Here is a 25705-nt window from a genome sequence, read left to right as displayed (position 1 = left end):
TGGATATGTCACTTGTCAAGGCTTCGGCCACCTCGCTCGCGCTCGGGCTGGCGGCCGCCACTGGACTATGGTCCGCACCCGCATGGGCGGCGTGCACCTTGGTGTCAAGCCAGCCAGACGTTGATTTCGGCACCCTCAAGCGAGACACCCTGCAGGTCAACGGCAACCTCGCGACCTTGGGCGAGCGCACCTTGAGCCTGGACTTGCAGTGTGACGTCGAGAGCGACTTGACCCTGTTTTACCGGGCCGCAGCCCAGGACGGCGAGGGATTCAGGTTCGGCCCACAGGGTCACTATCAACTGCGGGTGCGCGATGCCGTGGTAGATGGCGTGCCGGTGGACCTCGGTGAGATCGGGGTCAACCGTGGTGTGATCGGTCGTACCGACCGCAGCATGCACTGGCGCCCGGAGCACGGGGTCGCGCCGGTCAAGGAGGGCCGGGTGGTGCGTGGCACCTCCTTGCAGGCGCATATCGACATCACGGCGCTAGCGCCCCTGGCGGCCACGCGCGTGCGCGACGAAACCCAATGGCTGGCACCGGCGTTGATCGAAACCTTCGCCGGGGAAGCGAGCCGAGAGCTAAGTCTCACTGCGACCCTGATTCCGGTGGCCTGCACGCCGGTGCTCAGTAGCGGTGGCCGGGTCGATTATGGCCGGCGCTCGGTGAGCACGTTCAACCGGGCGACAACCACCATGCTGCCCACCCAGCGGGTGACACTGACCGTCAATTGCGACGCCCTGGCGCTCTTTGCCCTGGGCACAGTGGACAACCGCAATGGCTCGGCGCTGATCGACGGCAACGGCTATTTCGGTCTGGGGCTCAGCGGGGGCAACCCGGTGGGGCATTACGCCCTCGCCTTGAGTGAGATCCAGGCCGATGACTGGGGCGGTGCAACCGCGCTGCTGGCTCTTCGGGGTAGCACCACCTGGGACAGTGTGGGGCAGGAGGTACCCCTGCTGCAGGCCAGCCTGGTTGGTTTTGCCCGAACGGCGGGCACGGGTGGGCCAGACGAATTGGCGCAATTGACCAGTGTCATCGAGGTGTCCCCCTTGATTGCGCCGATGAATGACCTGGATGTCAGTGAGGACATAGATCTGGATGGGTCGGCGACGATCGAGATTGTTTATTTATGAACAGCGATTGATCGGTCTCCTTCTAGCCATTCTTTACTTTCTTATCATGTGCGCACAGCGATGCTGATGTGCTAATTTCAAAAAGGTGTTTCATGAAAACGTTCACATTCCATGCAGTGGCTTTGTCTTTTGGGCTTGTTTGTGCTGGCACTGCGTCTGCTGCCACTGAGGCCAGTTTGGGCGTAACTGCTACCCTTGCCCCTGAGGCCTGTAATCTAGCCTTGATCAACGGCGGAATTTTCAACCTTGGCAAGATCGACTCGAACAGGGTCAGCCGCACCGGCACCACCCTGCTGCCGCCCATCGAAACCCCGTTTCGGATTACCTGCACTGCACCGGCAGCCTTCGCTTTGCGCCTCGGCAGCCGCGATATTGCCAGCCGTGTCTTGTTGGATTTACCCGACTACAACGGCCGCATTCATGACCGCGCGGAGGTCGTCAATGGCCTCGGATACTCGAATGGCCACAAAATTGGCGGTTACATTGTCGAAGTGAATGAAGCTGCGCGCAATCCTGGCACCGGCTTTCCGTACAACGTGCTGACCTCTTTCTTCGGTGGATGGTTGCCCAACATTTCCAAGCGCTTGAGCGAGAACTACATGGTCGGGTTTGGCAACACGACGACTCCCGGAGGGGTACCGGATTTGATGGGCGTGATCAGGGTCAGCGCTGGTATTGCCCATGATCAGGGGATGACCTTTGAAGACGAGATCGAGATCAATGGCCAATCGACGCTTGAGTTGGTTTACCTTTGACCCGGCGCTACGGCCAAAAACAGCACTGAAAAAACCGCCCATCGGCGGTTTTTTCAGACCCGTATGTTTAGTGAAATTGTTCTTCTTCCGTCGAACCGGTCAGTGCCGTCACCGAAGAACTTCCGCCTTGAATCACAGTGGTCATGTCATCGAAGTACCCAGTGCCCACTTCCTGCTGATGCGCCACGAAGGTATAACCCTTTGCCGCATCGGCAAACTCCTGTTCCTGAAGTTTGACGTAGGCGGTCATGTCATTGCGGGCATAGTCATGGGCCAGGTTGAACATGCTGTGCCACATGTTGTGAATACCGGCCAGGGTAATGAACTGATGCTTGTAACCCATGGCTGACAACTCGCGCTGAAACGTGGCGATGGTGGCATCGTCCAGGTTCTTCTTCCAGTTGAAGGACGGCGAGCAGTTATAGGACAGCAACTGGTCCGGGTACTCGCGCTTGATCGCCTCGGCGAAGCGGCGGGCTTCGGCCAGGTCCGGCTTGGCGGTTTCGCACCAGATCAGGTCGGCATAGGGCGCGTAGGCCAGGCCGCGGGCGATCGCCTGATCCAACCCGGCACGCACCTTATAGAACCCTTCCTGGGTGCGCTGGCCGGTCACGAACGGCTGATCATAAGGGTCGCAATCCGACGTCAGCAGGTCGGCGGCGTTGGCATCGGTGCGCGCAAGGATGATCGTTGGCACGCCCGCCACGTCAGCGGCCAAGCGTGCGGCGGTCAGTTTCTGCACGGCTTCCTGAGTAGGAACGAGCACCTTGCCGCCCATGTGCCCGCACTTCTTCACCGACGCTAGCTGGTCTTCGAAGTGCACGCCTGCCGCGCCGGCTTCGATCATGCTCTTCATCAACTCGTAGGCATTGAGCACACCGCCGAAACCGGCTTCTGCGTCAGCGACAATGGGCGCGAAGTAGTCGATGTAGCCGTCGTCGCCTGGGTTCTTGCCAGCTTTCCACTGGATCTGGTCGGCACGGCGGAACGAGTTGTTGATGCGTTTGACCACGGTAGGCACCGAGTCCACGGGGTACAGCGACTGGTCGGGGTACATGCTCTCGGCCGAGTTGTTGTCGGCGGCCACCTGCCAGCCGGACAGGTAGATTGCCTGAATACCAGCCTTGACCTGCTGCACGGCCTGGCCACCGGTCAGGGCGCCCATGCAGTTGACGAAGTCCTTGTCGGGACGGAACGACGGCTTGGCGCCCTGGGTCACCAGGTTCCAGAGTTTTTCTGCGCCCAGGCGAGCGAAGGTATGTTCCGGCTGGACCGAGCCGCGCAAGCGCACAACGTCTGCGGCCGAGTAGGTGCGAGTGACGCCTATCCAGCGAGGATTCTCGGCCCAGTCTTTTTCGATAGCGGCAATTTGTTGTTCGCGTGTCTGTGCCATTGGAGATGCCTCGTCCCGTAGATTTTTGTAAAAAAACGGCTCCGGCCGTCCAGCGCTGGCGGTGCTCCGGTGCGTGGCCGGAGCGCCGCTCACGACCGGATCTGGCGGGAGCGAGGCCATCATGCCTGCGGGGTTTCAGGGCGTCAACGGAAATGTAGTGAAAAATAAAAAGCACTACATATTTCGCAGATTCTCGACCCTCGGGTCATTTTCTGGGTTTTCAGTCGGGACTGGACGGTCGGTTGTGTATTAGGAGGTCTTCAGTCCAGCGCATCGACTTTGACCTTCAACGTCATGTCTTTCCTGCCCTGCGTGGAATATTGGCGGCTGAAGCCGCTGCGGTTGGCTTGGCTTTGCTCATTGGTTCCGGCCAGGGTAATCCACTCGCCAAGCTTGCCACTGACGTTTGTGTCGGTGCTCTGGATATCCACTACATCGGGTGTTTGCTGGTTCATTCGGTCGTTATTGGTGCTGATACTCAGGTGAACAATGTCCCCGGTCACGCTGGCCGTAACGTAAAAACCCTGGGTGACGTTGCGGTACTGGGTGGAGTTCTGCGAGTAGCCGTAACTGTCGGTCTGGCTGCTGGTCAGCGGCACGCTTTGACCCACTTGAATCAGAGCCGGGGTGCCTTCGCTGGCCTGCACCTGTTGCACGCCGCCGGTGCGGTTGGCCGTGCCGTATTGAATAACCCGGCCCTGGTTGCCGTTGACGGAATAGCCGCCGCTGTTCTGATCGTTGCTGTCGCTGGTGTCGACGCTGATCAGTAGCCGGCGAGCAGGCTTGTCGAGCTGGCCGAGGAGGGCAGTGAGGTCGGCGATTCGCGCAGGGTCGGCGTTGATGATGAGTTGGTTACCGTAGGCGCTGACATTGCCGTCGCGACCGATGAAGTTGCGCGCGATGGGCAACATGTCGTCGGCGGTGCGGTAATTGAGGGGAATGACCTGGGTGGCGGCCAGCGCAGGCAAGCACAGGGCCAACAGCAGAATGGCAAGCAGGGAGCGCAGCATATCCGTTATCTCCGCGAGGGGGTAACGGACAGTATGGCAGGGTCTGGGCTCGGACCGCCTGTGGGCTTCGCACGCTCCCACAGGCGGGTGATTTCAGAGCACGCGCACCATGTGCACGTGGGCAATCCCGGCTTCGAGAAACTCGTCGCCTTCCACCACAAAGCCGAATCGCTCGTAGAATGGAGCGGCCTGGACCTGGGCGCTGAGGTGATGGCTTTCGGCTTTGGCGAGAATTGCATGCATCAGCATGTCGCCGATTTTCAGGCCTCGCCAGTCCTTGAGGACCGATACTCGGCCAATCTCGCCATCTGGCAACAGGCGCGCTGTGCCGACCGCGTAATCGCCCTCGCAGGCCAGGAAGTGCAGGGCGCCGGGATCGTCGGCATCCCACTCAAGCTCGGGAGCAACGTGCTGCTCGGCAATGAACACAGCGTCACGAATGCGTCGGATATCGGTGTTGTCTTTATGCCAATCGGCAACGCGTACGTGGACTTTATTCATCGGCAGCGAATCCCAGACTTCCTTGTTTGACCAATTCGCACAGCAAGGTGCGGCCCTGTTCGTCGGCCAGCCAAGGGCCGAGGTTGTCGATGTGCAGCGCATCGGCGGCGCAAATCAGCTTCAGCAGCTCGCGCAGCTCGCCCGGCAGCAGACGACTCTGACCGCTGGCGAACAGCAGCAGGTCATCGTCCACTTCCGACCATGCCAGACGCGCACTGGGGTTGCGGATCAACACGGTGCCTTGTTCCAGGCCCGAGAGCAGGTCCGCTTCCTCCAGCGTGTCGCCGGTGACCAGTTCAGGATAGCGCGGTTCGGTCATGAACTGGCCAAACCAGGTCAGCAGCAGGCGCTCATCGCTCATGTGTTCGGCCAGCAGGGCCTTGAGGCGGTCCAGCGCGTCGCGCTGGATCTCATGCGGATCGCTCACCGGTTGGGCGTCGGCATCGCTGTAGCGCTCTTCGTCAGGCAGGAACTGGCTGAGGAAGTCGGTGAAGTGGGTCAGCACTTCGGCGGCGCTCGGGGCGCGGAAACCCACCGAGTAGGTCATGCAATCGTCGATGGCCACGCCGCAGTGCGCCAGGCGCGGTGGCAGGTAGAGCATGTCGCCGGGTTCCAGCACCCATTCGTCGCTTTGCTGGAAGTCGGCGAGGATGCGCAGGTCCGCGTGCTCCAGCAGCGGGCTGTCGGAATTGCACATCTGGCCGATCTGCCATCGACGTTGCCCGTGGCCTTGCAGCAGGAACACGTCGTAGTTGTCGAAGTGCGGGCCGACCCCGCCGCCCGGCGCGGCAAAGCTGATCATCACGTCATCGATGCGCCAGCTGGGCAGGAAGCGAAAGTGAGTGAGCAGTTCGGCCACTTCCGGGACGAATTGGTCCACGGCCTGGACCAGCAGAGTCCAGTCACGCTCGGGCAGTTGGCTGAAGGCGTCCTCGGCGAACGGGCCGCGGCGCATTTCCCAGGGGCGCTCACCCTGCTCGATGACGATGCGCGATTCCACTTCTTCTTCCAGTGCCAGGCCGGCGAGTTCGTCCGGGCTGATGGGATTCTCGAAGTCGGTAAAGGCCTGACGGATCAGCAACGGCTTTTTCTGCCAGTAATCACGCAGAAATTCCCGTGCAGTAAGGCCGCCGAGAAGTTGCAGAGGGATATCAGAATTCATGTGTAACCTGCTGAAAATAAATGCTTTTATGGTGCCAATAAAAACGCCCGGCCAAGCCGGGCGTTCAAGCGGGACGCCGTTACGTCAGACGCGGCGGGCTTGTGCTGCCGCGTTGCCGATGTAATTGGCCGGGGTGAGTTTCTTCAGCTCGGCCTTGGCTTCGGCAGGCATGTCGAGGGCGTCAATGAATGTCTGCAGCGCTTCGGGGCCGATGCCCCTGCCGCGGGTCAGCTCCTTGAGCTTCTCGTAGGGGTTTTCGATGTCGTAGCGACGCATTACGGTCTGAATCGGCTCTGCCAGCACTTCCCAGCAGGCGTCCAGGTCGGCGGCGATCTTCTGTTCGTTGATCTCCAGCTTGCCGATGCCCTTGAGGCTGGCTTCGTAGGCAATCACGCTGTGGGCAAAACCCACGCCTAGATTGCGCAGTACGGTGGAGTCGGTCAGGTCGCGCTGCCAGCGGGAGATCGGCAGTTTGCTCGCCAAGTGCTGGAACAGCGCGTTGGCGATGCCCAGGTTGCCTTCGGAGTTTTCGAAATCGATCGGGTTGACCTTGTGCGGCATGGTCGAGGAACCGATTTCGCCGGCCACAGTGCGCTGCTTGAAATAGCCCAGGGAAATGTAGCCCCAGATATCGCGATCGAAGTCGATCAGGATGGTATTGAAGCGGGCAAGGGCGTCGAACAGCTCGGCGATGTAGTCGTGGGGCTCGATTTGCGTGGTGTACGGGTTGAAGCCCAGGCCCAGTTCATCTTCGATGAACGCGCGCGCGTTGGCTTCCCAGTCGATCTGCGGGTAGGCCGACAAGTGGGCGTTGTAGTTGCCCACGGCGCCGTTGATCTTGCCCAGCAGAGGCACGGCGGCGACTTGCGCGATCTGCCGCTCGAGGCGGTAGACGACGTTGGCCAGTTCCTTGCCCAGGGTGGTGGGCGAAGCCGGTTGGCCGTGGGTACGCGACAGCATCGGCACGTCGGCGAACGTGTGCGCCAATTCACGGATGGAGCCGGCGATCTGACGCATCAGCGGCAACATCACATCGTCGCGGCCTTGACGCAGCATCAGGGCGTGGGACAGGTTGTTGATGTCCTCGCTGGTGCAGGCGAAATGGATGAATTCGCTGACCTTGGCCAGCTCCGGCAGCTTGGCCGCCTGCTCCTTGAGCAGGTATTCGATGGCCTTGACGTCGTGGTTGGTGGTGCGCTCTATTTCCTTGACGCGCTCGGCGTGCTCGACGGCGAAATCGCTGGCCAGGACGTTCAGCAGGGCGTTGGCCTCGGCCGAAAATGTTGGAACTTCAGCGATTTGCGGGTGGGCCGCGAGCCGCTGCAACCAGCGCACCTCGACCAGGGCGCGAAAACGGATCAGGCCGTATTCGCTGAAAATAGTGCGCAGGGCTTGAGTCTTGCCGGCGTAGCGGCCGTCAACAGGGGAAACCGCAGTGAGCGAGGAAAGCTGCATGGGGTGGTCTCGGACAGTCGGGCGACGAAATGGGGGGCGGATTATACATGAAAAACCGTCCGGCAGGCGTTGATGCCTGCCGGACGGACGTAGCGGATCAGCCGCGCAACATCGGGTACAACTCTTTAAGCAGCTTGCGCCGACTGACCACCAACTGCCAGCGGTGTCCGCCCAGCTGTCGCCACAGGCGCGCGGAGCGGATGCCCGCCAGCAGCAAGGCACGTATTTTCGAGGCATTGCTGGCCTGTTGCAGATGGCGGGTGTCGCCATTGACTTGAATGCGCTGGCGCAGCGTGCTGAGGGTGTCCTGGTACAAGGCGCCTGTGGCGGCAATGACGTTTTCGTGGGCGATGCCGAAGTGCTCCACTTGCGATTGGATCTGCGGCAGGCGCCGTCCGATCAGTTCAAGCATTTCTTCGCGCTTGGCCAGTTGCCGCTCCAGGCCCAGCATGGCCAGGGCGTAACGCAGCGGCTCGCGTTGCAGGCTGCCGGGGTCGCGCTCAAGGGCACTGGCCATGGCGCGGTAGCCTTCACGCAGGTGCAGGTCGTCACCGCCGAACACCTCCAGGGTGTCGCGCGGATCGCGAATCAGCAGGCTGCCGAGCATGCAGCCCAGACTGGCCTCGGCCACCTGGCCGGTCTTGGCGATGCGGTCGACCAGCACAGCAGCCTCGAACACGCCGCCCAAGGCGACCAACTGCTCCTGAATGGGGCTCATCGCACCGCTTCCTGGCCGGCTTCGTGGTGGCGGGTCCAGGGCTCGGCGGCTTCGATGACGCCGCCGCCCAGGCAGATCTCGCCGTCATAGAACACCACGGACTGACCGGGGGTCACGGCCCGTTGCGGTTCATCGAACACGGCCCGATAGCCGGCGGCGGTCTGCTCCAGGGTGCAGGCCTGATCGGCCTGGCGATAGCGCACCTTGGCGGTCAGGCGGCGCGGCGTGGTCAGGTCCAGCGGGTTGACCCACCAGATCTCGGAGGCGAGCAGGGCGCGGGAGAATAGCCACGGGTGGTCATTGCCCTGGCCGACCACCAGCACGTTGTGCTCCAGATCCTTTTCCAGCACGTACCACGGGTCGTCCCCGGCGTCCTTGAGGCCGCCGATACCCAGCCCCTGGCGTTGGCCGATGGTGTGGTACATCAGCCCGTGATGTTGGCCGATCACATCGCCGTCGGTGGTCTTGATCACGCCGGGCTGCGCGGGCAGGTACTGCTTGAGGAAATCGCTGAAGCGCCGTTCACCAATGAAGCAGATGCCCGTGGAGTCCTTCTTCTTGGCCGTGGCCAGCCCGTGTCTTTCGGCGATGGCGCGTACTTCGGGCTTTTCCAGTTCGCCCACGGGGAACAGCGTGCGGGCGATCTGCTCGCCGCCCACCGCGTGGAGGAAGTAGCTCTGGTCCTTGTTCGGGTCCAGGCCCTTGAGCAGTTCAGTGCGGCCGTCGATGTCGCGGCGGCGCACGTAGTGACCGGTGGCGATCAGGTCGGCACCCAGCATCAGTGCGTAGTCGAGGAACGCCTTGAACTTGATTTCACGGTTGCAGAGGATGTCCGGATTGGGCGTGCGCCCGGCCTTGTACTCTTCCAGGAAGTGCTCGAACACGTTGTCCCAGTACTCGGCGGCGAAGTTGGCGGTGTGCAGCTTGATGCCGATGCGATCGCACACGGCCTGGGCGTCGGCCAGGTCTTCGCGGGCGGTGCAATATTCGGTGCCGTCGTCCTCTTCCCAGTTCTTCATGAACAGGCCTTCGACCTGATAGCCCTGTTCGAGCAGCAGCAGGGCGGAGACGGAAGAATCGACGCCGCCGGACATGCCGACGATCACGCGAAGCGGCGCGCGGTCTAGGGGGGCTGGGGTAGGACGCTCTGAGTCGCTCATGGGATTCTGGCTGGGGGTCTCGAAAAAGGACGGGATTCTATCACACCGTTCAATCGCGGATCAGTGCCAGGCTGTCTACCGGACCGGCGAGGTAGTCGTCGATGCAGGTCAATAGCAGGTGACTGCGCCAGCGCTCGCGTTCGGCGAGGATCTGCTCGCGGGTCAGCCACAGGGCGCGGGTGATGTCGCTGTCCAGTTCCCGCCCGGGGTGATGGCCAACGGCTTTGGCGGCAAAGCATACGCGCTGGTAAGTCACCCCGTTGCTCGGGGCTGTGTACAGGTAGATGCCGGTAAGGGCGGTCAGTTCGACATCCCAGGCGGTTTCTTCGAGGGTTTCGCGGATGGCGGCCTGTTGCAGGGTTTCGTTGGCTTCGAGGTGGCCGGCGGGCTGGTTGAGGACCCGTTGGCCGTGCTTGAGTTCTTCGACGAGCAGGAACTTGCCATCGTGCTCGACGACGGTGGCGACGGTGATATGGGGTTGCCAGATCATAAAGTTGCTCCGGGAGGTGGTTGGGTGCTGATGGTCTCATCGCGGGCAAGCCCTGCTCCTGCATGTTGGCCTCGGGCTCAAGGTATGCCTGTGGCAGCGGGGCTTGCCCGCGATAGGGCTCTGCGGCCTGCGGCTGAAACACAAACCCCGGCACAAGGCCGGGGTCTGATTCAACGCAAAGCGCTTACTTCAATGCATCGATCGCGGCATTGAGGGTCGCGCTTGGACGCATCACCTTCGCGGTCAGCTCCGGGTTGGGCGAGTAGTACCCACCGATCTCGGCTGGCTTGCCCTGGACAGCATTGAGTTCGGCGACGATTTTCGCCTCGTTCTCGGTCAGGGTCTGGGCCAGGGCGCTGAATTGCCCCTGCAGCGCGGTATCTTCGGTCTGGGCCGCCAGGGCCTGGGCCCAGTACAGCGCCAGGTAGAAGTGGCTGCCGCGGTTGTCGATGTTGCCGACTTTGCGCGAGGGCGACTTGTTGTTGTCGAGGAACTGGCCGGTCGCCTTGTCCAGCGTGGCCGCCAGGACTTTGGCTTTCGGGTTGTCGTACTCGACGCCCAGGTGCTCCAGGGAAGCGGCCAGGGCGAGGAATTCACCCAGGGAATCCCAGCGCAGGAAGTTCTCTTCCACCAGTTGCTGCACGTGCTTGGGCGCCGAGCCGCCAGCGCCGGTTTCGAACAGGCCGCCGCCGTTCATCAATGGCACGATGGAGAGCATCTTCGCCGAAGTGCCCAGTTCCATGATGGGGAACAGGTCAGTGAGGTAGTCGCGCAGCACGTTGCCGGTGACCGAGATGGTGTCCTTGCCGGCGCGGATGCGGTCCAGCGAGAAAGCCATGGCTTCGACCGGGGAGAGGATGCGGATGTCCAGGCCCGAGGTGTCGTGATCCTTCAGGTATTTCTCGACCTTGGTGATCATGGCGGCATCGTGCGCCCGGGCCGGGTCCAGCCAGAACACGGCCGGGGTGTTGCTGGCGCGGGCACGATTGACGGCCAGCTTGACCCAGTCCTGGATCGGCAGGTCGCGGGTCTGGCACAGGCGCCAGATGTCTCCGGCTTCAACGCTGGTTTCCAGCAGTACGGTGCCGTTGTTGTCGGTCACGCGAACCACGCCGTCGGCCGCGATCTGGAAGGTCTTGTTGTGGGAGCCGTATTCTTCGGCCTTCTGCGCCATCAGGCCGACGTTCGGTACGCTGCCCATGGTGGTGGGATCGAAGGCGCCGTGCTTCTTGCAGTCTTCGATGACCGCCTGGTAGATGCTGGCGTAGCAGCGATCCGGGATCACCGCCTTGGTGTCCTGCAGATTGCCTTCGGCGTTCCACATCTTGCCGGAGTCACGGATCATGGCCGGCATCGAGGCGTCGACGATGACATCGCTCGGCACATGCAGGTTGGTGATGCCCTTGTCGGAGTTGACCATGGCCAGCGCCGGACGCGAGGCATACACCGCCTTGATGTCGGCTTCGATCTGCGCCTGCTGCTCGGCGGGCAGGGCCTTGATGCGCGAGTACAGGTCGCCGATGCCGTTGTTCAGGTTGAAGCCAACCTGTTTGAGCACGTCAGCGTGTTTCTCCAGCGCATCTTTATAGTATTCGGCAACGATCTGCCCGAACATGATCGGGTCGGAGACCTTCATCATGGTGGCCTTGAGGTGCACCGACAGCAGCACACCCTGTTTTTTCGCGTCGTCGATCTCGGCGGCAATGAAGCGGCGCAGGCCGTTCTTGCTCAGCGAGGCGGCGTCGATGATCTCGCCTGCCAGGACACTGGTTTTCTCTTTGAGCACGGTGGTGTTGCCGTCTTTGCTCACCAGCTCGATCTTGACACTGCCATCGGCCTCGATCACGGCAGATTTCTCGCTGCCGTAGAAATCGCCACTGGTCATGTGTGCCACGTGAGATTTCGAATCGCTGGCCCAGGCGCCCATCTTGTGCGGGTGCTTGCGTGCGTAGTTCTTGACCGACAGCGGCGCGCGGCGGTCGGAGTTGCCTTCGCGCAGCACCGGGTTCACGGCGCTGCCCTTGACCTTGTCGTAGCGGTCGCGCGCATCGACGTCGGCGTCGCTGGTCGCGTTGTCCGGGTATTCCGGCAGGTCATAGCCCAGCGCTTGCAGCTCCTTGATGGCCGCCTTGAGTTGGGGAACCGACGCACTGATGTTCGGCAACTTGATGATGTTGGCTTCTGGCGTGGTGGCCAGCGTGCCCAGCTCTGCGAGGTCGTCCGGAGCGGTCTTGCCGCCCTTCAGTCGCTCGGGAAAGCTGGCAAGGATACGGGCCGCCAGGGAGATGTCGCGCGTTTCCACTGCGATGTCGGCAGAAGCGGTGAAGGCTTCGATGATCGGCAGCAGCGAGTAGGTGGCGAGGGCAGGCGCTTCGTCGGTAAAGGTGTAGATGATCTTCGATCGGGTGGGCATTCGGATTAACTCTCGTCTTTGCTGAGCGTGCACGGAATCTCGAGATGCGCAGGGTAGGCGCTTTCGCTCAAAATCGATTTGAGCCGAAAGTCGAGGATTCGCCGCGGTGATGTGGGTTGCATCAGTAGAGCGTCAAGCGGTCGGGCGTCTGAAGCTGCACAACCTGACAGCGTTCACCTGATGACGGCCCGGCCTTCCAGGGCTGGTGTGGCTGCCTTGTCAGGCGGCGCCGGCCCCGATGACTCGCTGGTCACCGCAGGAGTATACCATTGGTCTGGCATTGCGCAGGAGGGTCTTGTGGCAGTTGATCAACGGCCATTGCAATAGGACAAAAAGTCGCGCACACACACAAGAGCCGCGCGGTTCATTGCAAACCGTACGGTTCTTGGCGACTTTGCGGCTTTCAGGCCGTCCGCAGGCGCTGGCACACCCGAGGCCGGCGGGACTCAGGCGGTGACAGCGTCGCTGACCGTTTCCGAGGCAGTAGTGGCAGTAGCAGTTGGCGCATGAGCGTCCAGAGCAGCGGCAATATTCACGGCATGCAGGCCTTTAGGGCCCTGAATGATTTCGAAGCTTACCGGTTGGCCCGCCTTGAGTGTCTTGTAACCGTCCATACGGATGGCCGAGTAATGGGCGAACAAATCCTCGTTCTTGCCTTCCTCGATGATGAAGCCATAGCCTTTGGCATTGTTGAACCACTTGACTTTACCACTTGCCATGCTCATATCCCTCTGCATAGGACCCCATCTCTGGAGTATCATCCACTTCACCCGCCCAGCGTCGAACCCGTAGCACCAATTTCCAATGGGTAGAAGCGCTATCGGGTCGATTTGAAAATTTTCATTGACTGCGCGGACCTTTCTTCCCCAATGTGGGTTCTATTGTTTGTAACACCGTTTTGCCGATAGTCAAGGTCATGCGGCGGCCGGATGAGAATTCGACCACAGGGTCAACCCCCCCCAATTCTATTAGCTCAACGACGAACTTTCTCTGACATGCATCCAATCAGCCAGATTCGACTAACCTTCAATCAGGATCGCCCGCAAACGCACGAGGACGATGGTGCGGGCCTGGCAGTACAAGAGTCAAAGCCGGCCCTGCAGGCGCCGCCGATGTACAAGGTGGTCCTGTTCAACGACGATTACACGCCGATGGATTTCGTGGTCGAGGTGCTGGAAGTGTTTTTCAACCTGAATCGCGAGCTGGCGACCAAGGTCATGCTGGCCGTACACACGGAAGGGCGGGCAGTGTGTGGATTGTTTACCCGCGACATCGCCGAAACAAAGGCAATGCAGGTCAACCAGTACGCCCGGGAAAGCCAGCATCCGCTACTCTGTGAAATCGAGAAGGACGGTTAACGCCGACCACTTGGGTATGAGGTGAAGCTATGTTAAACCGCGAGCTCGAAGTCACGCTCAATCTTGCCTTCAAGGAAGCGCGCTCCAAGCGTCACGAATTCATGACCGTCGAGCATCTGTTGCTGGCGCTCCTGGACAATGAAGCCGCCGCCACCGTTCTGCGTGCCTGCGGCGCCAACCTCGACAAGCTCAAGCATGACCTGCAAGAGTTCATCGACTCCACCACCCCTCTGATCCCCGTCCATGACGAAGACCGCGAGACGCAGCCGACCCTGGGTTTCCAGCGTGTGCTGCAGCGCGCAGTGTTCCATGTGCAGAGCTCGGGCAAGCGCGAAGTCACTGGCGCCAACGTGTTGGTCGCGATCTTCAGCGAGCAGGAAAGCCAGGCTGTGTTTCTGCTCAAGCAACAGAGCGTGGCGCGCATCGACGTCGTCAATTTCATTGCCCACGGCATCTCCAAGGTGCCCGGCCATGGTGAACATTCCGAGGGTGAGCAAGATATGCAGGATGACGAGGGCGGTGAAGCTTCCTCTTCGGGCAACCCTCTGGATGCCTATGCCAGCAACCTCAACGAACTGGCTCGCCAAGGACGTATCGATCCGCTGGTAGGGCGCGAGAACGAGGTCGAGCGTGTGGCGCAGATTCTCGCTCGTCGGCGCAAGAACAACCCCTTGTTGGTGGGTGAGGCCGGTGTCGGCAAGACCGCCATCGCCGAGGGTCTGGCCAAGCGTATCGTCGATAACCAGGTGCCGGAACTGTTGGCCAACAGCGTCGTGTATTCCCTCGACCTGGGCGCGCTTTTGGCGGGCACCAAATACCGTGGCGACTTCGAGAAGCGCTTCAAGGCACTGCTGGGCGAGTTGAAGAAGCGTCCTCAGGCGATCCTGTTCATCGACGAGATTCACACGATCATCGGTGCAGGTGCGGCTTCCGGTGGCGTCATGGATGCTTCCAACCTGCTCAAGCCCTTGCTGTCTTCCGGTGATATCCGCTGCATCGGTTCCACAACCTTCCAGGAGTTTCGCGGCATTTTCGAGAAGGATCGCGCGCTCGCGCGGCGCTTCCAGAAAGTCGACGTCAGCGAGCCTTCGGTGGAAGACACCATTGGCATACTGCGCGGCCTCAAGGGGCGTTTCGAGCAGCACCACAGCATCGAGTACAGCGATGAAGCGCTGCGGGCTGCTGCCGAGCTCGCATCCCGTTACATCAACGACCGGCACATGCCCGACAAGGCTATCGACGTGATCGATGAGGCAGGCGCCTATCAGCGTCTGCAGCCGGTGGAAAACCGGGTCAAGCGCATCGAAGTGCCGCAGGTCGAGGACATCGTCGCGAAAATTGCGCGGATTCCGCCAAAGCACGTATCCAGCTCCGACAAAGAGCTGCTGCGTAACCTTGAGCGCGATCTCAAGCTCACGGTGTTCGGGCAGGATGCGGCGATCGATTCGCTGTCCACCGCCATCAAGCTGTCCCGTGCCGGGCTCAAGTCGCCTGACAAGCCGGTGGGGTCGTTCCTGTTCTCCGGCCCGACCGGGGTCGGCAAGACCGAGGCCGCGCGTCAGTTGGCCAAGGCGCTGGGTGTCGAGCTCGTGCGCTTCGACATGTCCGAATACATGGAACGTCACACCGTTTCGCGTCTGATCGGTGCGCCACCCGGGTATGTCGGGTTCGACCAGGGCGGTCTGTTGACCGAAGCAATCACCAAGCAGCCGCACTGCGTGCTGTTGCTCGACGAGATCGAAAAAGCTCACCCTGAGGTCTTCAACCTGCTCCTGCAGGTCATGGATCACGGCACCCTGACGGACAACAACGGCCGCAAGGCGGATTTCCGCAACGTGATTCTGATCATGACCACCAACGCCGGCGCCGAAACTGCTGCACGGGCCTCGATCGGGTTTACCCATCAGGACCACTCGTCGGATGCCATGGAAGTGATCAAGAAAAGCTTCACGCCGGAGTTCCGTAACCGCCTGGATACCATCATCCAATTCGGTCGCCTCAGTGTCGAAGTCATCAAGAGCGTGGTCGACAAGTTCCTTACCGAACTGCAGGCTCAGCTCGAAGACAAGCGTGTGCTGCTGGAAGTTACCGATGCTGCGCGCAGCTGGCTGGCGGCGGGCGGATATGATGCGCAGATGGGCGCTCGGCCGATGGCGCGCTTGATCCAGGATCGGATCAAGCGTCCGCTGGCAGAGGAAATTCTGTTCGGCGAGTTGTCGGAGCACGGCGGCGTGGTACACATCGACGTCAAGGATGGTGACCTGACGTTCGAGTTCGAGACCACGGCCGAAATGGCCTGATCTCCTGCGGCGCACACAAAAAAGCCCGGCATCTGCCGGGCTTTTTTGTCGCTGTCGCTCGGGTTGCCGACAGCATCAAGGGCGCTTAGCGGGCGCGGTAGGTGATGCGCCCTTTGCTCAAATCATAGGGCGTCAGCTCAACGCGTACCTTGTCACCGGTCAGAATACGAATGTAGTTCTTGCGCATCTTGCCGGAGATATGCGCGGTTACGACGTGCCCATTTTCCAACTCCACACGAAACATGGTGTTGGGCAGGGTGTCGACGACAGTGCCTTCCATTTCGAAGCTGTCTTCTTTCGACATGCAGTAAAACCCTCGGTATCCAGTTAATGGCCCGGTGCAACTGCGCCAGGCAAAAGCGGCGTGCATTGTGCCCGAAAAAGAGGGGTCAAGCCAAGGGCTATCAGTTAAGAGTGACCCAGCGTTGATTAATCAGTAGCTCGATGGGCCGATATTGGGTCTTGTAATTCATCTTTTTGCAGTTCTTGATCCAGTAGCCCAGGTACACCGCCTGCAGCCCCAAACGTTGTGCTTCACCGATCTGCCAGAGGATGGCAAAGCGGCCCAGGCTACGACGCTCCTCGGCTGGGTCGTAGAAGGTGTACACCGCCGACAGGCCGTTGGGCAGCAGGTCGGTCACGGCAACGGCCAGCAGCCGGCTAGCCACACGAAATTCATAAAACCGTGAAAACGGCAGGTCCCGTACCAGAAAGGTGGTGAACTGCTCCCGGCTGGGTGGATACATGTCGCCGTCGGCGTGGCGCTGCTCGATGTAGCGTTGGTACAGCTCGAAGTATTCCTCGCTGAAGGTAGGCGAGGTGCAGGTCACTTCAATATCGGTGTTGCGCTTCAGGATCCGTCTTTGCTGGCGGCTGGCCAGAAACGCGGTGGTGGGGATGCGGGCGGGCACACAGGCGTTGCAGCGCTGACAGTGCGGGCGATAGAGGTGATCACCGCTGCGCCGGAAACCCATCTCGGACAGGTCGGCGTAGACATTGGCGTCCATCGGCTGGCTGGGGTCGAGGAACAGCGTGGTGGCTTGCTCCTCGGGCAGATAGCTGCACGAGTGGGGTTGAGTGGCATAAAACTTCAGGCGCGCCAACTCGGTCATGATCAACCCTCGGAATAAAGCTTTACGGCAAGTGTATGCCAGTGGCGGGCAACTCGCCTAGCGAACCCAGGTTGCCTGACTGGGGGTGTCCAGGTAGCGGCTCAGGTAGTCTGCGAACACGTCGCGGCCAATGGAGGTGGCGCCCAGACTGAGCAGATGATCGGTGGGCATCTGGCAGTCGATCAGTTGGAAGCCAGCTTCGCGCAGGTGGCCCACCAGGGTGGCGAAACCCACCTTGGAAGCATTGTCGGCGCGGCTGAACATGGATTCGCCGAAAAACAGCTGGCCCATGGCCAGGCCATAAAGGCCGCCTACCAGCCTGTCGGCATCCCAGACTTCCACCGAGTGGGCGAGGCCGCGTTCATGCAGCTGGATGTAGGCCGCTTGCATGCTGTCGGTGATCCAGGTGCCGCTGGCATAGCTGCGCGGCGCTGCACAGGCCTGGATGACCTCGGCAAAGGCCTGGTCGAAACTGATTCGGTAGCGTTGCTGGCGCAGCAGCTTGGCCAGGCTGCGGGAGACGTGCAACTGCTCCGGGAACATCACCGTGCGCGGGTCAGGCGACCACCATAGAATCGGCTGACCGTCCTCGTACCACGGGAAGCAGCCATGCCGGTACGCAGCGATCAGGCGCTCGGCACTGAGGTCGCCGCCGGCGGCGAGCAGGCCGTTGGGTTCGCGCATGGCCTTGTGCAGCGGCGGAAAGGTCAGTTCGTTGCGTTTGAGCCAGGTGAGCATCAGCTTAGGGTCTGTCAGCGGGGGAGGGCGGTCCTGCAAACGCTAGCACCTGCGGCCTTGCACGTCACGCCCGAGCGCTTTCATGCAATTTATCGGCGAAAACAGAGTCAGAGGCGATTATGCTGGAAAAACATCGCATAAGCCTTTGTCACACAACGGAATGCATGGTCAAATCAGGCCTATTTTCAGATGTCTGGCTAGCCACTGCGCAATTATCTAGCCATCGTGGCATCGTTTTGGCAAATACGTACAATGTGCAGTTCATGCGTTCGTCCATTTTTGGCTGTCGTGCAGCGGCAGCGTCTTTTCAGTCATTCTTTAGTTTGGACGCGCTGTCACGCGCAGGAATAGAAGCGTTTTGAAGAAATCCACCGCAACATCCGCTCCCGTGCCGCTCTGGCGCCAACACATGCACTATCGGCTCAAGGAAGGTGCGCTCATTGCCATGGGCGCCTTGTGCCTCTACCTGCTGATGGCGCTGCTGACCTACGACCAGACCGACCCCGGCTGGAGCCATTCCAGCCACTCGGCGCAAGTCCAGAACGCGGCTGGCCGCGCCGGTTCGTTTGCGGCCGACATGCTGTTCATGGTGCTGGGCTATTTCGCCTACGTGTTTCCGCTGCTGCTGGCGGTCAAGACCTGGCAGATCTTTCGCGAGCGGCACCAGCCCTGGCAGTGGAGTGGCTGGTTGTTCTCCTGGCGCTTGATCGGTCTGGTCTTTCTGGTGCTGTCAGGCGCGGCGCTGGCCCATATCCATTTCCATTCCGCCCCGAATCTGCCGGCTTCGGCCGGTGGGGCGCTGGGCGAGAGCCTGGGTGATCTGGCACGCAATGCCTTGAACGTGCAGGGCAGCACCCTGCTGTTCATTGCGTTGTTCCTGTTCGGCCTGACCGTGTTCACCGACCTCTCCTGGTTCAAAGTGATGGACGTCACCGGCAAGATCACCCTCGACCTGTTCGAGCTGGTCCAGGGTGCTGCCGGGCGCTGGTGGTCGGCACGCAATGAACGCAAGCAACTGGTAGCGCAATTGCGCGCCGTGGATGCACCCGTGGTGGCCAAGGCTGCGCCTGTGGAACCGGTGCGCCCCAGACCACGCGTGGTCGAGCCGCTGTTGGCTGAACCCAAGCGCGAGCCTCAGTTGACTGAATCGCGTACCGAGCCGGTGCCGACCCGACCCGCGCCCGTCGTCGCCCCTGCGCCACGGCCCGTTGTGGCTCCTGCGCCCGCGGCCCCCGGCATCGACCCTTTGCTGGCCCGGATGTCGATCCCGATCCAGCCGTTGGGAGAAGCCAACAACGGTGTGACCGCCGCGGCCAGGCCCTTCAAACCGGCCGAGACCAGCCGCCGGGTCGAGAAGGAAAAGCAGTCCAGCCTGTTCGTCGATAACGGTCTGGCCGGCACCTTGCCGCCGATCTCCATCCTCGATCCTGCCGAAAAGAAGCAAGTCAACTATTCCCCCGAGTCACTGGCAGGCGTGGGTCAGTTGCTGGAGATCAAGCTCAAGGAATTCGGGGTCGAGGTCAGCGTCGATTCGATCCACCCGGGCCCGGTGATTACCCGTTACGAGATTCAGCCGGCCGCCGGGGTCAAGGTCAGCCGCATTTCCAACCTGGCCAAGGACCTGGCGCGTTCGCTGGCGGTGCTCAGCGTGCGGGTGGTCGAAGTGATTCCCGGCAAGACCACGGTGGGCATCGAGATCCCCAACGAAGACCGCCAGATCGTGCGATTTTCCGAGGTGCTGTCGTCGCCACAGTATGACGACGCCACCTCGCCGGTGACCTTGGCCCTGGGTCACGACATCGGCGGCAAACCCGTGATCACCGACCTGGCCAAGATGCCCCACCTGCTGGTGGCCGGTACCACCGGCTCGGGTAAGTCGGTGGGCGTGAACGCGATGATTCTTTCGATCCTGTTCAAGTCCGGCCCCGAAGACGCCAAGATGATCATGATCGACCCGAAAATGCTCGAGTTGTCGATCTATGAGGGCATTCCGCATCTGTTGTGCCCGGTGGTCACCGACATGAAGGACGCGGCCAACGCCCTGCGCTGGAGTGTGGCGGAGATGGAGCGGCGCTATAAGCTGATGGCGGCCATGGGGGTGCGCAACCTGGCTGGCTTCAACCGCAAGGTCAAGGATGCCGAAGCCGAAGGGATGCCGCTGAGCGATCCGTTGTACAAGCGCGAGAGCATGCACGACGAGGCGCCGTTGCTGAAAACCCTGCCCACCATCGTGGTGGTGGTCGACGAATTCGCCGACATGATGATGATCGTCGGCAAGAAAGTCGAAGAACTCATCGCGCGTATCGCGCAGAAGGCGCGGGCCGCCGGTATTCATTTGATCCTCGCGACCCAGCGGCCCTCGGTGGACGTGATCACTGGCCTGATCAAGGCCAACATTCCCACGCGCATGGCGTTTCAGGTGTCGAGCAAGATCGACTCGCGGACCATCATCGATCAGGGCGGCGCCGAGCAGCTGCTCGGTCACGGCGACATGCTTTACATGCCGCCTGGTACCAGCCTGCCGATCCGGGTACACGGCGCGTTCGTGTCCGACGAAGAGGTGCACCGGGTGGTGGAGGCCTGGAAGCAGCGCGGCGTGCCCGATTACAACGAAGACATTCTGGCTGGCGTCGAAGAGGCCGGCAGCGGCTTCGAGAGCGGCGGTGGCAGCGGCGGTGATGACGACAGCGAAAGTGATGCCTTGTACGACGAGGCGGTCAACTTCGTGCTGGAAAGCCGTCGCGCCTCCATCTCGGCGGTGCAGCGCAAGCTGAAGATCGGCTACAACCGCGCCGCGCGCATGATCGAGGCCATGGAAATGGCCGGCGTGGTCACGCCAATGAACACCAACGGTTCCCGGGAAGTCATCGCGCCCGGCCCGATGCGCGATTAATCGAACCCATTCATGAGGAATTCCATGCGCCTTATTCGCATGCTGCTGCTGTCTGCACTGCCCCTGTTCACGGCCATGGCGATCACCACGCCGGCCAGCGCCGCCGACAGTGATGTGACCAAGTTGACCCAGTTGCTGGAAAAGTCCCAGACCATGACCGGTCGCTTTTCTCAGCTGACCCTGGACGGCAGCGGTACCCAATTGCAGGAAACCGCCGGTGAAATGGCCCTGCAGCGCCCCGGTCTGTTCAATTGGCACACCGATGCGCCTCAGGAACAGCTGATGGTTTCGGACGGCAAGAAGGTCTCGCTGTGGGACCCGGACCTGGAACAGGTCACCATCAAGACCCTTGACCAGCGCCTGACCCAGACGCCCGCGCTGCTGTTGTCCGGTGACGTGTCGAAGATCAGCCAGAGCTTCGATATCACCTCCAAGGAGCAGGGCGATGTGATCGACTTTATCCTCAAGCCCAAGTCCAAGGACACCCTGTTCGACTCCCTGCGCCTGTCGTTTCGCGGCGGGGTGATCAATGACATGCAACTGATCGATAGCGTCGGCCAGCGCACCAACATCCTGTTCATGGGCGTCAAGGCCAATCAGCCGATCGACGCCAGCAAATTCAAGTTCGACGTGCCCAAGGGCGCCGATGTCATCCAGGAATAAAGAGCCCACCCGTCCATGGACCTGTTCCGTAGCGAACCTATCGCGCAACCCCTGGCCGCCCGGCTCAGGGCGAGCAACCTGGACGAATACGTCGGCCAGGAGCACTTGCTGGCGCGAGGCAAACCGCTGCGCGAGGCCATCGAGCAGGGTGCCCTGCATTCGATGATTTTCTGGGGCCCGCCCGGGGTGGGTAAAACCACCTTGGCGCGACTGCTGGCCAAGGTCTCCGATGCCCATTTCGAAACCGTGTCGGCGGTGCTGGCCGGTGTCAAGGAGATCCGCCAGGCGGTGGAAATCGCCAAGCAGCAGGCGGGTCAATACGGTCGTCGGACCATCCTGTTCGTCGATGAGGTGCACCGGTTCAACAAGTCGCAGCAGGACGCCTTCCTGCCCTATGTGGAAGACGGCACGCTGATTTTCATCGGTGCTACCACGGAGAACCCTTCTTTTGAATTGAACAACGCCTTGCTCTCCCGGGCACGGGTCTATGTGCTCAAGAGTCTGGACGAAGCTGCCTTGCGCAAGCTGGTGGACCGTGCTCTGGGTGAGGACAAAGGCCTGGGGCAGCGCCGCCTGGGCCTGGGCGACGAGGCGTTCAAAATGCTCCTGGCCGCCGCCGATGGTGATGGCCGACGCATGCTGAACCTCTTGGAAAATGCATCGGACCTGGCCGAGGACGGTGACGAGATCGGCACCGAGCTGCTGCAAAGCCTGCTGGGCGATACCCGTCGCCGGTTCGACAAGGGGGGCGAAGCCTTCTACGACCAGATCTCCGCGCTGCACAAATCCGTGCGCGGCTCCAACCCTGACGCCTCGTTGTATTGGTTTGCGCGGATGCTCGACGGTGGCTGCGACCCGCTGTATCTGGCCCGTCGCGTGGTGCGCATGGCCAGTGAAGACATTGGCAACGCCGACCCTCGCGCCTTGAGCCTGTGCCTGTCGGCGTGGGACGTGCAGGAGCGCCTGGGCAGCCCTGAAGGTGAGCTGGCCGTGGCCCAGGCCATTGTCTACCTGGCCTGTGCCCCGAAGAGTAACGCGGTGTACATGGGCTTCAAGGCGGCCATGCGTGAAGCCGCCGAGCATGGCTCGCTGGAAGTGCCGCTGCATCTGCGCAACGCGCCGACCAAGCTGATGAAACAGCTGGGCTACGGAGACGAGTACCGCTACGCCCATGACGAGCCGGACGCTTATGCCGCTGGCGAAGATTATTTCCCCGAGGCGCTGGAACCACGGCCTTACTACCAGCCCGTGCCCCGGGGCCTCGAACTGAAGATTCGCGAGAAACTCAGCCATCTGGCTGTGCTGGACCGCAACAGCCCGCGTCGCCGGAGACCCGAGTGATCCCTACTATTATTGCCGTCACACTGGGCGGCATCATCGGTACGCTGTTACGCTTCGCCACAGGCACCTATGTCATGGCCAACTGGCCGCGTTATTTCTACGGTGGCACCCTGGCGGTGAACATCGTCGGTTGCCTGCTGATCGGCTATCTGTACGGGCTGTTTCTGATTCGCCCGGAGATTCCGGTCGAAGTGCGATCCGGCCTGATCGTCGGCTTCATCGGCGGCTTGACCACGTTTTCTTCGTTTTCGCTGGATACGGTGCGCTTGCTGGAAAGCGGGCAAGGCCTGGTCGCTGTTGGCTATTGCGCCATCAGTGTATTCGGTGGGTTGTTTGCAACCTGGGCCGGCCTGGCCTTGACCAAGCTTTAAATCACTGCGCTCCCAATCAAAGCTCTGAACCAAAATCTGACCTGCGAGAGACCTACAATGCTCGATTCCAAACTGTTACGTGGCCAACTCCAGGACGTAGCGGACCGCCTTGCCAGTCGTGGCTACAGCCTCGACGTGGCGCGCATCGAAGCGCTGGAAGCCCAGCGCAAGACCGTGCAGACCCGCACCGAGCAATTGCAGGCCGATCGCAACGCACGTTCCAAATCCATCGGCCAGGCCAAGCAGCGCGGCGAAGACATCGCGCCACTGATGGCTGACGTCGACCGCATGGCCGGTGAGCTGACCGCCGGCAAGGCTGAACTCGACGCCTTGCAGGCGGACCTGGATTCGATCCTGCTGGGCATCCCCAATCTGCCTCACGAGTCGGTGCCGGTGGGCACGGACGAAGACGACAACGTCGAAGTGCGCCGCTGGGGCAGTCCGACCGTGTTCGATTTCCCGATCCAGGATCACGTGGCCCTGGGCGAAAAATACGGCTGGCTGGACTTCGAAACCGCCGCCAAGCTGTCCGGCGCGCGTTTTGCCTTGCTGCGCGGCCCGATCGCACGCCTGCACCGCGCTCTGGCGCAGTTCATGATCAACCTGCACGTCAGCGAACACGGCTACGAAGAGGCCTATACCCCTTACCTGGTTCAAGCGCCTGCGCTGCAAGGGACCGGTCAGTTGCCCAAGTTCGAGGAAGAGCTGTTCAAGATCAGCCGCGAAGGCGAAGCCGACCTGTACCTGATCCCCACGGCCGAGGTCTCGCTGACCAACATCGTCGCTGGCGCGATTCTGGACGCCAAGCAGCTGCCGCTGAAATTCGTCGCCCATACCCCGTGCTTTCGCAGCGAGGCCGGGGCTTCGGGTCGTGATACGCGCGGCATGATCCGCCAGCACCAGTTTGACAAGGTCGAGATGGTTCAGGTGGTGGAGCCGTCCACGTCCATGGAAGCGCTTGAAGGCCTGACTGCCAACGCCGAGCGCATCCTCCAGGCACTGGAATTGCCCTACCGCGTTCTGGCGCTGTGCACCGGCGACATGGGCTTCAGCGCCGTGAAAACATACGACCTCGAAGTCTGGGTGCCAAGCCAGGACAAATACCGCGAAATCTCGTCGTGCTCCAACACCGGTGACTTCCAGGCCCGCCGCATGCAGGCACGCTGGCGCAATCCGGAAACCGGCAAGCCGGAGTTGGTCCACACCCTCAACGGTTCGGGCCTGGCGGTCGGTCGCACCTTGGTGGCAGTGCTGGAGAACTATCAGCAGGCCGACGGTTCGATTCGCGTGCCTGAAGTCCTCAAACCCTACATGGGTGGCCTGGAGGTGATCGGCTGAATGGAATACTTGCCGCTGTTTCACAACCTGCGTGGCAGTCGGGTGCTGGTGGTGGGCGGCGGCGAGATTGCCTTGCGCAAATCCCGCCTGCTAGCCGATGCCGGCGCCATTCTGCGGGTGGTTGCGCCGAGCATCGACAGCCAGTTGGACGCGTTGATCGTGGGCAGTGGCGGCGAAGCGCTGCTGCGAGGCTATCAGGAACAGGATCTGAATGGCTGCCAGTTGATCATTGCCGCCACCGACGATGTTTCGCTGAACGCTCAGGTGTCCAGCGATGCCAAGCGCCGTTGCATTCCGGTCAACGTCGTTGACGCGCCGGCGCTGTGCAGTGTGATCTTTCCGGCGATTGTCGACCGTTCACCTTTGGTGGTGGCAGTTTCCAGTGGCGGCGATGCGCCGGTCCTGGCACGGTTGATCCGGGCCAAGCTGGAAGCCTGGATACCGGCAACTTACGGTGATCTGGCCGGGCTGGCCGCGCGCTTTCGTCAGCGGGTCAAACAGCTTTACCCGGATGTGCAGCAACGCCGCGCGTTCTGGGAGGAGGTGTTTCAAGGCCCTATCGCCGATCGCCAGCTGGCCGGGCAGGGCGCCGAAGCCGAACGGCTGCTGGAGGCCAAGCTGGCCGGCGCGCCGCCCCATGCGCCGGGCGAGGTATACCTGGTGGGTGCCGGCCCTGGTGATCCGGACCTGCTGACCTTCAAGGCGCTGCGCTTGATGCAGCAGGCCGATGTCGTGCTGTACGACCGCCTCGTGGCCCCGGCGATCGTCGAACTGTGCCGTCGTGATGCCGAACGCATCTACGTGGGCAAGCGCCGCGCCGATCATGCCGTGCCGCAAGAACAGATCAACCAGCAGTTGGTGGATCTGGCCCGTCAAGGCAAGCGCGTGGTCCGGCTCAAGGGTGGCGACCCCTTCATCTTCGGTCGCGGTGGCGAGGAGATCGAAGAGCTGGCGGCCCATGGCATCCCGTTCCAAGTGGTGCCGGGTATCACGGCTGCCAGTGGTTGTGCCGCTTACGGCGGCATTCCATTGACTCATCGTGACTATGCGCAATCGGTTCGTTTCATCACCGGTCACCTGAAGAACCATACCAGTGATCTGCCGTGGGCCGATCTGGTTGCGCCAGCGCAGACCCTGGTGTTTTACATGGGACTGATCGGCCTGCCGATCATCTGCGCCGAGCTGATCAAGCACGGCCGGGCCGCGGACACACCGGCGGCGCTGGTGCAACAAGGCACGACGGTCAACCAGCGAGTATTCACCGGAACCCTTGCGGATTTGCCGAGGTTGGTAGCCGAGCATGAGGTGCATGCGCCGACCCTGGTGATCGTGGGGGAAGTGGTGCAGTTGCGGGACAAGTTGAAGTGGTTCGAGGGCGCGCAGGGCACGGTTTGAGGTGCG

Annotated in this window: 23 protein-coding genes; 10 read left to right on the top strand and 13 right to left on the bottom strand. The window is 61.5% G+C overall.

The window, feature by feature from the left end; all coding sequences use genetic code 11:
- Positions 1-5 precede the first annotated feature (5 nt).
- Together HB675_RS12640 and HB675_RS12635 are read left to right on the top strand one after the other, a co-directional pair.
- Positions 6-1133 (top strand): DUF1120 domain-containing protein, encoded by a 1128-nt coding sequence (locus tag HB675_RS12640; protein ID WP_213878663.1) that lies wholly within the window; start codon positions 6-8, stop codon positions 1131-1133.
- 92 nt (positions 1134-1225) lie between these two features.
- Positions 1226-1888 (top strand): DUF1120 domain-containing protein, encoded by a 663-nt coding sequence (locus tag HB675_RS12635; protein ID WP_213878662.1) that lies wholly within the window; start codon positions 1226-1228, stop codon positions 1886-1888.
- 67 nt (positions 1889-1955) lie between these two features.
- Here the strand turns inward: HB675_RS12635 and aceA are convergent, their stop codons facing one another.
- The 10 genes from aceA to cspD all read right to left on the bottom strand — a co-directional run bounded on the left by aceA (position 1956) and on the right by cspD (position 12909).
- Positions 1956-3281 (bottom strand): isocitrate lyase, encoded by a 1326-nt coding sequence (gene aceA, locus HB675_RS12630; RefSeq protein ID WP_213878661.1) that lies wholly within the window; start codon positions 3279-3281, stop codon positions 1956-1958.
- A 260-nt stretch (positions 3282-3541) separates the two neighbouring features.
- Complete coding sequence (locus HB675_RS12625; RefSeq protein ID WP_213878660.1) at positions 3542-4291, bottom strand: secretin N-terminal domain-containing protein; 750 nt, start codon at positions 4289-4291, stop codon at positions 3542-3544.
- Between the two features lie 93 nt (positions 4292-4384).
- Complete coding sequence (locus HB675_RS12620; protein ID WP_213878659.1) at positions 4385-4792, bottom strand: GNAT family N-acetyltransferase; 408 nt, start codon at positions 4790-4792, stop codon at positions 4385-4387.
- Positions 4785-5954 carry a cupin domain-containing protein gene (locus HB675_RS12615; RefSeq protein ID WP_213878658.1) on the bottom strand — a complete coding sequence of 390 codons (1170 nt, stop codon included), beginning with the start codon at positions 5952-5954 and terminating at the stop codon, positions 4785-4787. The genes HB675_RS12620 and HB675_RS12615 overlap by 8 nt, the downstream gene beginning before the upstream one ends.
- 84 nt (positions 5955-6038) lie before the next feature.
- Positions 6039-7409: an adenylosuccinate lyase gene (gene purB / locus HB675_RS12610; protein WP_213878657.1), complete on the bottom strand. Its 1371-nt coding sequence runs from the start codon at positions 7407-7409 to the stop codon at positions 6039-6041.
- A gap of 97 nt (positions 7410-7506) precedes the next feature.
- Positions 7507-8127, bottom strand: coding sequence for a high frequency lysogenization protein HflD (hflD, locus tag HB675_RS12605; protein ID WP_213878656.1), 621 nt, complete (start codon positions 8125-8127; stop codon positions 7507-7509).
- Positions 8124-9287, bottom strand: a complete 1164-nt coding sequence (mnmA, locus tag HB675_RS12600) for a tRNA 2-thiouridine(34) synthase MnmA (protein ID WP_213878655.1) — start codon at positions 9285-9287, stop codon at positions 8124-8126. Before mnmA ends, hflD begins: the two co-directional genes overlap by 4 nt.
- A gap of 49 nt (positions 9288-9336) precedes the next feature.
- On the bottom strand, positions 9337-9777 hold the full coding sequence (locus tag HB675_RS12595; RefSeq protein ID WP_213878654.1) for an NUDIX hydrolase: 441 nt from the start codon (positions 9775-9777) through the stop codon (positions 9337-9339).
- 184 nt (positions 9778-9961) lie between these two features.
- A complete protein-coding gene (locus HB675_RS12590) occupies positions 9962-12190 on the bottom strand; it encodes an NADP-dependent isocitrate dehydrogenase (RefSeq protein ID WP_213878653.1) in 2229 nt (742 codons plus the stop codon).
- A 446-nt stretch (positions 12191-12636) separates the two neighbouring features.
- A complete protein-coding gene (gene cspD, locus HB675_RS12585; protein ID WP_213878652.1) occupies positions 12637-12909 on the bottom strand; it encodes a cold shock domain-containing protein CspD in 273 nt (90 codons plus the stop codon).
- 276 nt (positions 12910-13185) lie between these two features.
- On the opposite strand from cspD, the gene clpS reads away from it, so the two are divergent.
- On the top strand, positions 13186-13548 hold the full coding sequence (clpS, locus tag HB675_RS12580) for an ATP-dependent Clp protease adapter ClpS (RefSeq protein WP_213878651.1): 363 nt from the start codon (positions 13186-13188) through the stop codon (positions 13546-13548).
- Between the two features lie 29 nt (positions 13549-13577).
- Positions 13578-15848: an ATP-dependent Clp protease ATP-binding subunit ClpA gene (clpA, locus tag HB675_RS12575; protein WP_213878650.1), complete on the top strand. Its 2271-nt coding sequence runs from the start codon at positions 13578-13580 to the stop codon at positions 15846-15848.
- 85 nt (positions 15849-15933) lie between these two features.
- Here the strand turns inward: clpA and infA are convergent, their stop codons facing one another.
- The 3 genes from infA to aat form a co-directional block, all read right to left on the bottom strand.
- A complete protein-coding gene (gene infA, locus HB675_RS12570; protein ID WP_002553999.1) occupies positions 15934-16152 on the bottom strand; it encodes a translation initiation factor IF-1 in 219 nt (72 codons plus the stop codon).
- Between the two features lie 100 nt (positions 16153-16252).
- Entirely contained in the window at positions 16253-16960 is a 708-nt protein-coding gene (locus HB675_RS12565; protein ID WP_213878649.1) for an arginyltransferase, read from the bottom strand.
- A gap of 57 nt (positions 16961-17017) precedes the next feature.
- Positions 17018-17698, bottom strand: coding sequence for a leucyl/phenylalanyl-tRNA--protein transferase (gene aat / locus HB675_RS12560; protein ID WP_213878648.1), 681 nt, complete (start codon positions 17696-17698; stop codon positions 17018-17020).
- Positions 17699-18056: 358 nt separating this feature from the next.
- Here aat and HB675_RS12555 point away from each other — a divergent pair, with 358 nt between their 5' ends.
- The 6 genes from HB675_RS12555 to cysG are packed head-to-tail and all read left to right on the top strand — an operon-like array spanning position 18057 to position 25699.
- Positions 18057-20591, top strand: a complete 2535-nt coding sequence (locus HB675_RS12555; protein WP_213878647.1) for a DNA translocase FtsK — start codon at positions 18057-18059, stop codon at positions 20589-20591.
- 24 nt (positions 20592-20615) lie between these two features.
- Complete coding sequence (gene lolA, locus HB675_RS12550) at positions 20616-21254, top strand: outer membrane lipoprotein chaperone LolA (RefSeq protein ID WP_213878646.1); 639 nt, start codon at positions 20616-20618, stop codon at positions 21252-21254.
- A gap of 15 nt (positions 21255-21269) precedes the next feature.
- A complete protein-coding gene (locus HB675_RS12545) occupies positions 21270-22595 on the top strand; it encodes a replication-associated recombination protein A (RefSeq protein WP_213878645.1) in 1326 nt (441 codons plus the stop codon).
- Positions 22592-22966 carry a fluoride efflux transporter CrcB gene (crcB, locus tag HB675_RS12540; protein WP_213878644.1) on the top strand — a complete coding sequence of 125 codons (375 nt, stop codon included), beginning with the start codon at positions 22592-22594 and terminating at the stop codon, positions 22964-22966. Before HB675_RS12545 ends, crcB begins: the two co-directional genes overlap by 4 nt.
- A 57-nt stretch (positions 22967-23023) precedes the next feature.
- Positions 23024-24304, top strand: a complete 1281-nt coding sequence (gene serS, locus HB675_RS12535) for a serine--tRNA ligase (RefSeq protein WP_213878643.1) — start codon at positions 23024-23026, stop codon at positions 24302-24304.
- On the top strand, positions 24305-25699 hold the full coding sequence (cysG, locus tag HB675_RS12530; protein ID WP_213878642.1) for a siroheme synthase CysG: 1395 nt from the start codon (positions 24305-24307) through the stop codon (positions 25697-25699). It abuts the gene before it with no gap.
- Positions 25700-25705: the final 6 nt, after the last annotated feature.

The organism is Pseudomonas sp. dw_358 (genome assembly GCF_018449655.1).
GTDB lineage: Bacteria > Pseudomonadota > Gammaproteobacteria > Pseudomonadales > Pseudomonadaceae > Aquipseudomonas.
Note: the sequence above shows the minus strand (reverse complement) of the source record. Positions and strands in the feature narration are given on the sequence as shown.

Bases quoted from the DNA above. Each gene is read 5' to 3' on its own strand.
- HB675_RS12640 (WP_213878663.1), top strand. From the start codon at position 6: ATGTCACTTGTCAAGGCTTCGGCCACCTCGCTCGCGCTCGGGCTGGCG.
- HB675_RS12635 (WP_213878662.1), top strand. From the start codon at position 1,226: ATGAAAACGTTCACATTCCATGCAGTGGCTTTGTCTTTTGGGCTTGTT.
- aceA (WP_213878661.1), bottom strand. From the start codon at position 3,281: ATGGCACAGACACGCGAACAACAAATTGCCGCTATCGAAAAAGACTGG.
- HB675_RS12625 (WP_213878660.1), bottom strand. From the start codon at position 4,291: ATGCTGCGCTCCCTGCTTGCCATTCTGCTGTTGGCCCTGTGCTTGCCT.
- HB675_RS12620 (WP_213878659.1), bottom strand. From the start codon at position 4,792: ATGAATAAAGTCCACGTACGCGTTGCCGATTGGCATAAAGACAACACC.
- HB675_RS12615 (WP_213878658.1), bottom strand. From the start codon at position 5,954: ATGAATTCTGATATCCCTCTGCAACTTCTCGGCGGCCTTACTGCACGG.
- purB (WP_213878657.1), bottom strand. From the start codon at position 7,409: ATGCAGCTTTCCTCGCTCACTGCGGTTTCCCCTGTTGACGGCCGCTAC.
- hflD (WP_213878656.1), bottom strand. From the start codon at position 8,127: ATGAGCCCCATTCAGGAGCAGTTGGTCGCCTTGGGCGGCGTGTTCGAG.
- mnmA (WP_213878655.1), bottom strand. From the start codon at position 9,287: ATGAGCGACTCAGAGCGTCCTACCCCAGCCCCCCTAGACCGCGCGCCG.
- HB675_RS12595 (WP_213878654.1), bottom strand. From the start codon at position 9,777: ATGATCTGGCAACCCCATATCACCGTCGCCACCGTCGTCGAGCACGAT.
- HB675_RS12590 (WP_213878653.1), bottom strand. From the start codon at position 12,190: ATGCCCACCCGATCGAAGATCATCTACACCTTTACCGACGAAGCGCCT.
- cspD (WP_213878652.1), bottom strand. From the start codon at position 12,909: ATGGCAAGTGGTAAAGTCAAGTGGTTCAACAATGCCAAAGGCTATGGC.
- clpS (WP_213878651.1), top strand. From the start codon at position 13,186: ATGCATCCAATCAGCCAGATTCGACTAACCTTCAATCAGGATCGCCCG.
- clpA (WP_213878650.1), top strand. From the start codon at position 13,578: ATGTTAAACCGCGAGCTCGAAGTCACGCTCAATCTTGCCTTCAAGGAA.
- infA (WP_002553999.1), bottom strand. From the start codon at position 16,152: ATGTCGAAAGAAGACAGCTTCGAAATGGAAGGCACTGTCGTCGACACC.
- HB675_RS12565 (WP_213878649.1), bottom strand. From the start codon at position 16,960: ATGACCGAGTTGGCGCGCCTGAAGTTTTATGCCACTCAACCCCACTCG.
- aat (WP_213878648.1), bottom strand. From the start codon at position 17,698: ATGCTCACCTGGCTCAAACGCAACGAACTGACCTTTCCGCCGCTGCAC.
- lolA (WP_213878646.1), top strand. From the start codon at position 20,616: ATGCGCCTTATTCGCATGCTGCTGCTGTCTGCACTGCCCCTGTTCACG.
- HB675_RS12545 (WP_213878645.1), top strand. From the start codon at position 21,270: ATGGACCTGTTCCGTAGCGAACCTATCGCGCAACCCCTGGCCGCCCGG.
- serS (WP_213878643.1), top strand. From the start codon at position 23,024: ATGCTCGATTCCAAACTGTTACGTGGCCAACTCCAGGACGTAGCGGAC.
- cysG (WP_213878642.1), top strand. From the start codon at position 24,305: ATGGAATACTTGCCGCTGTTTCACAACCTGCGTGGCAGTCGGGTGCTG.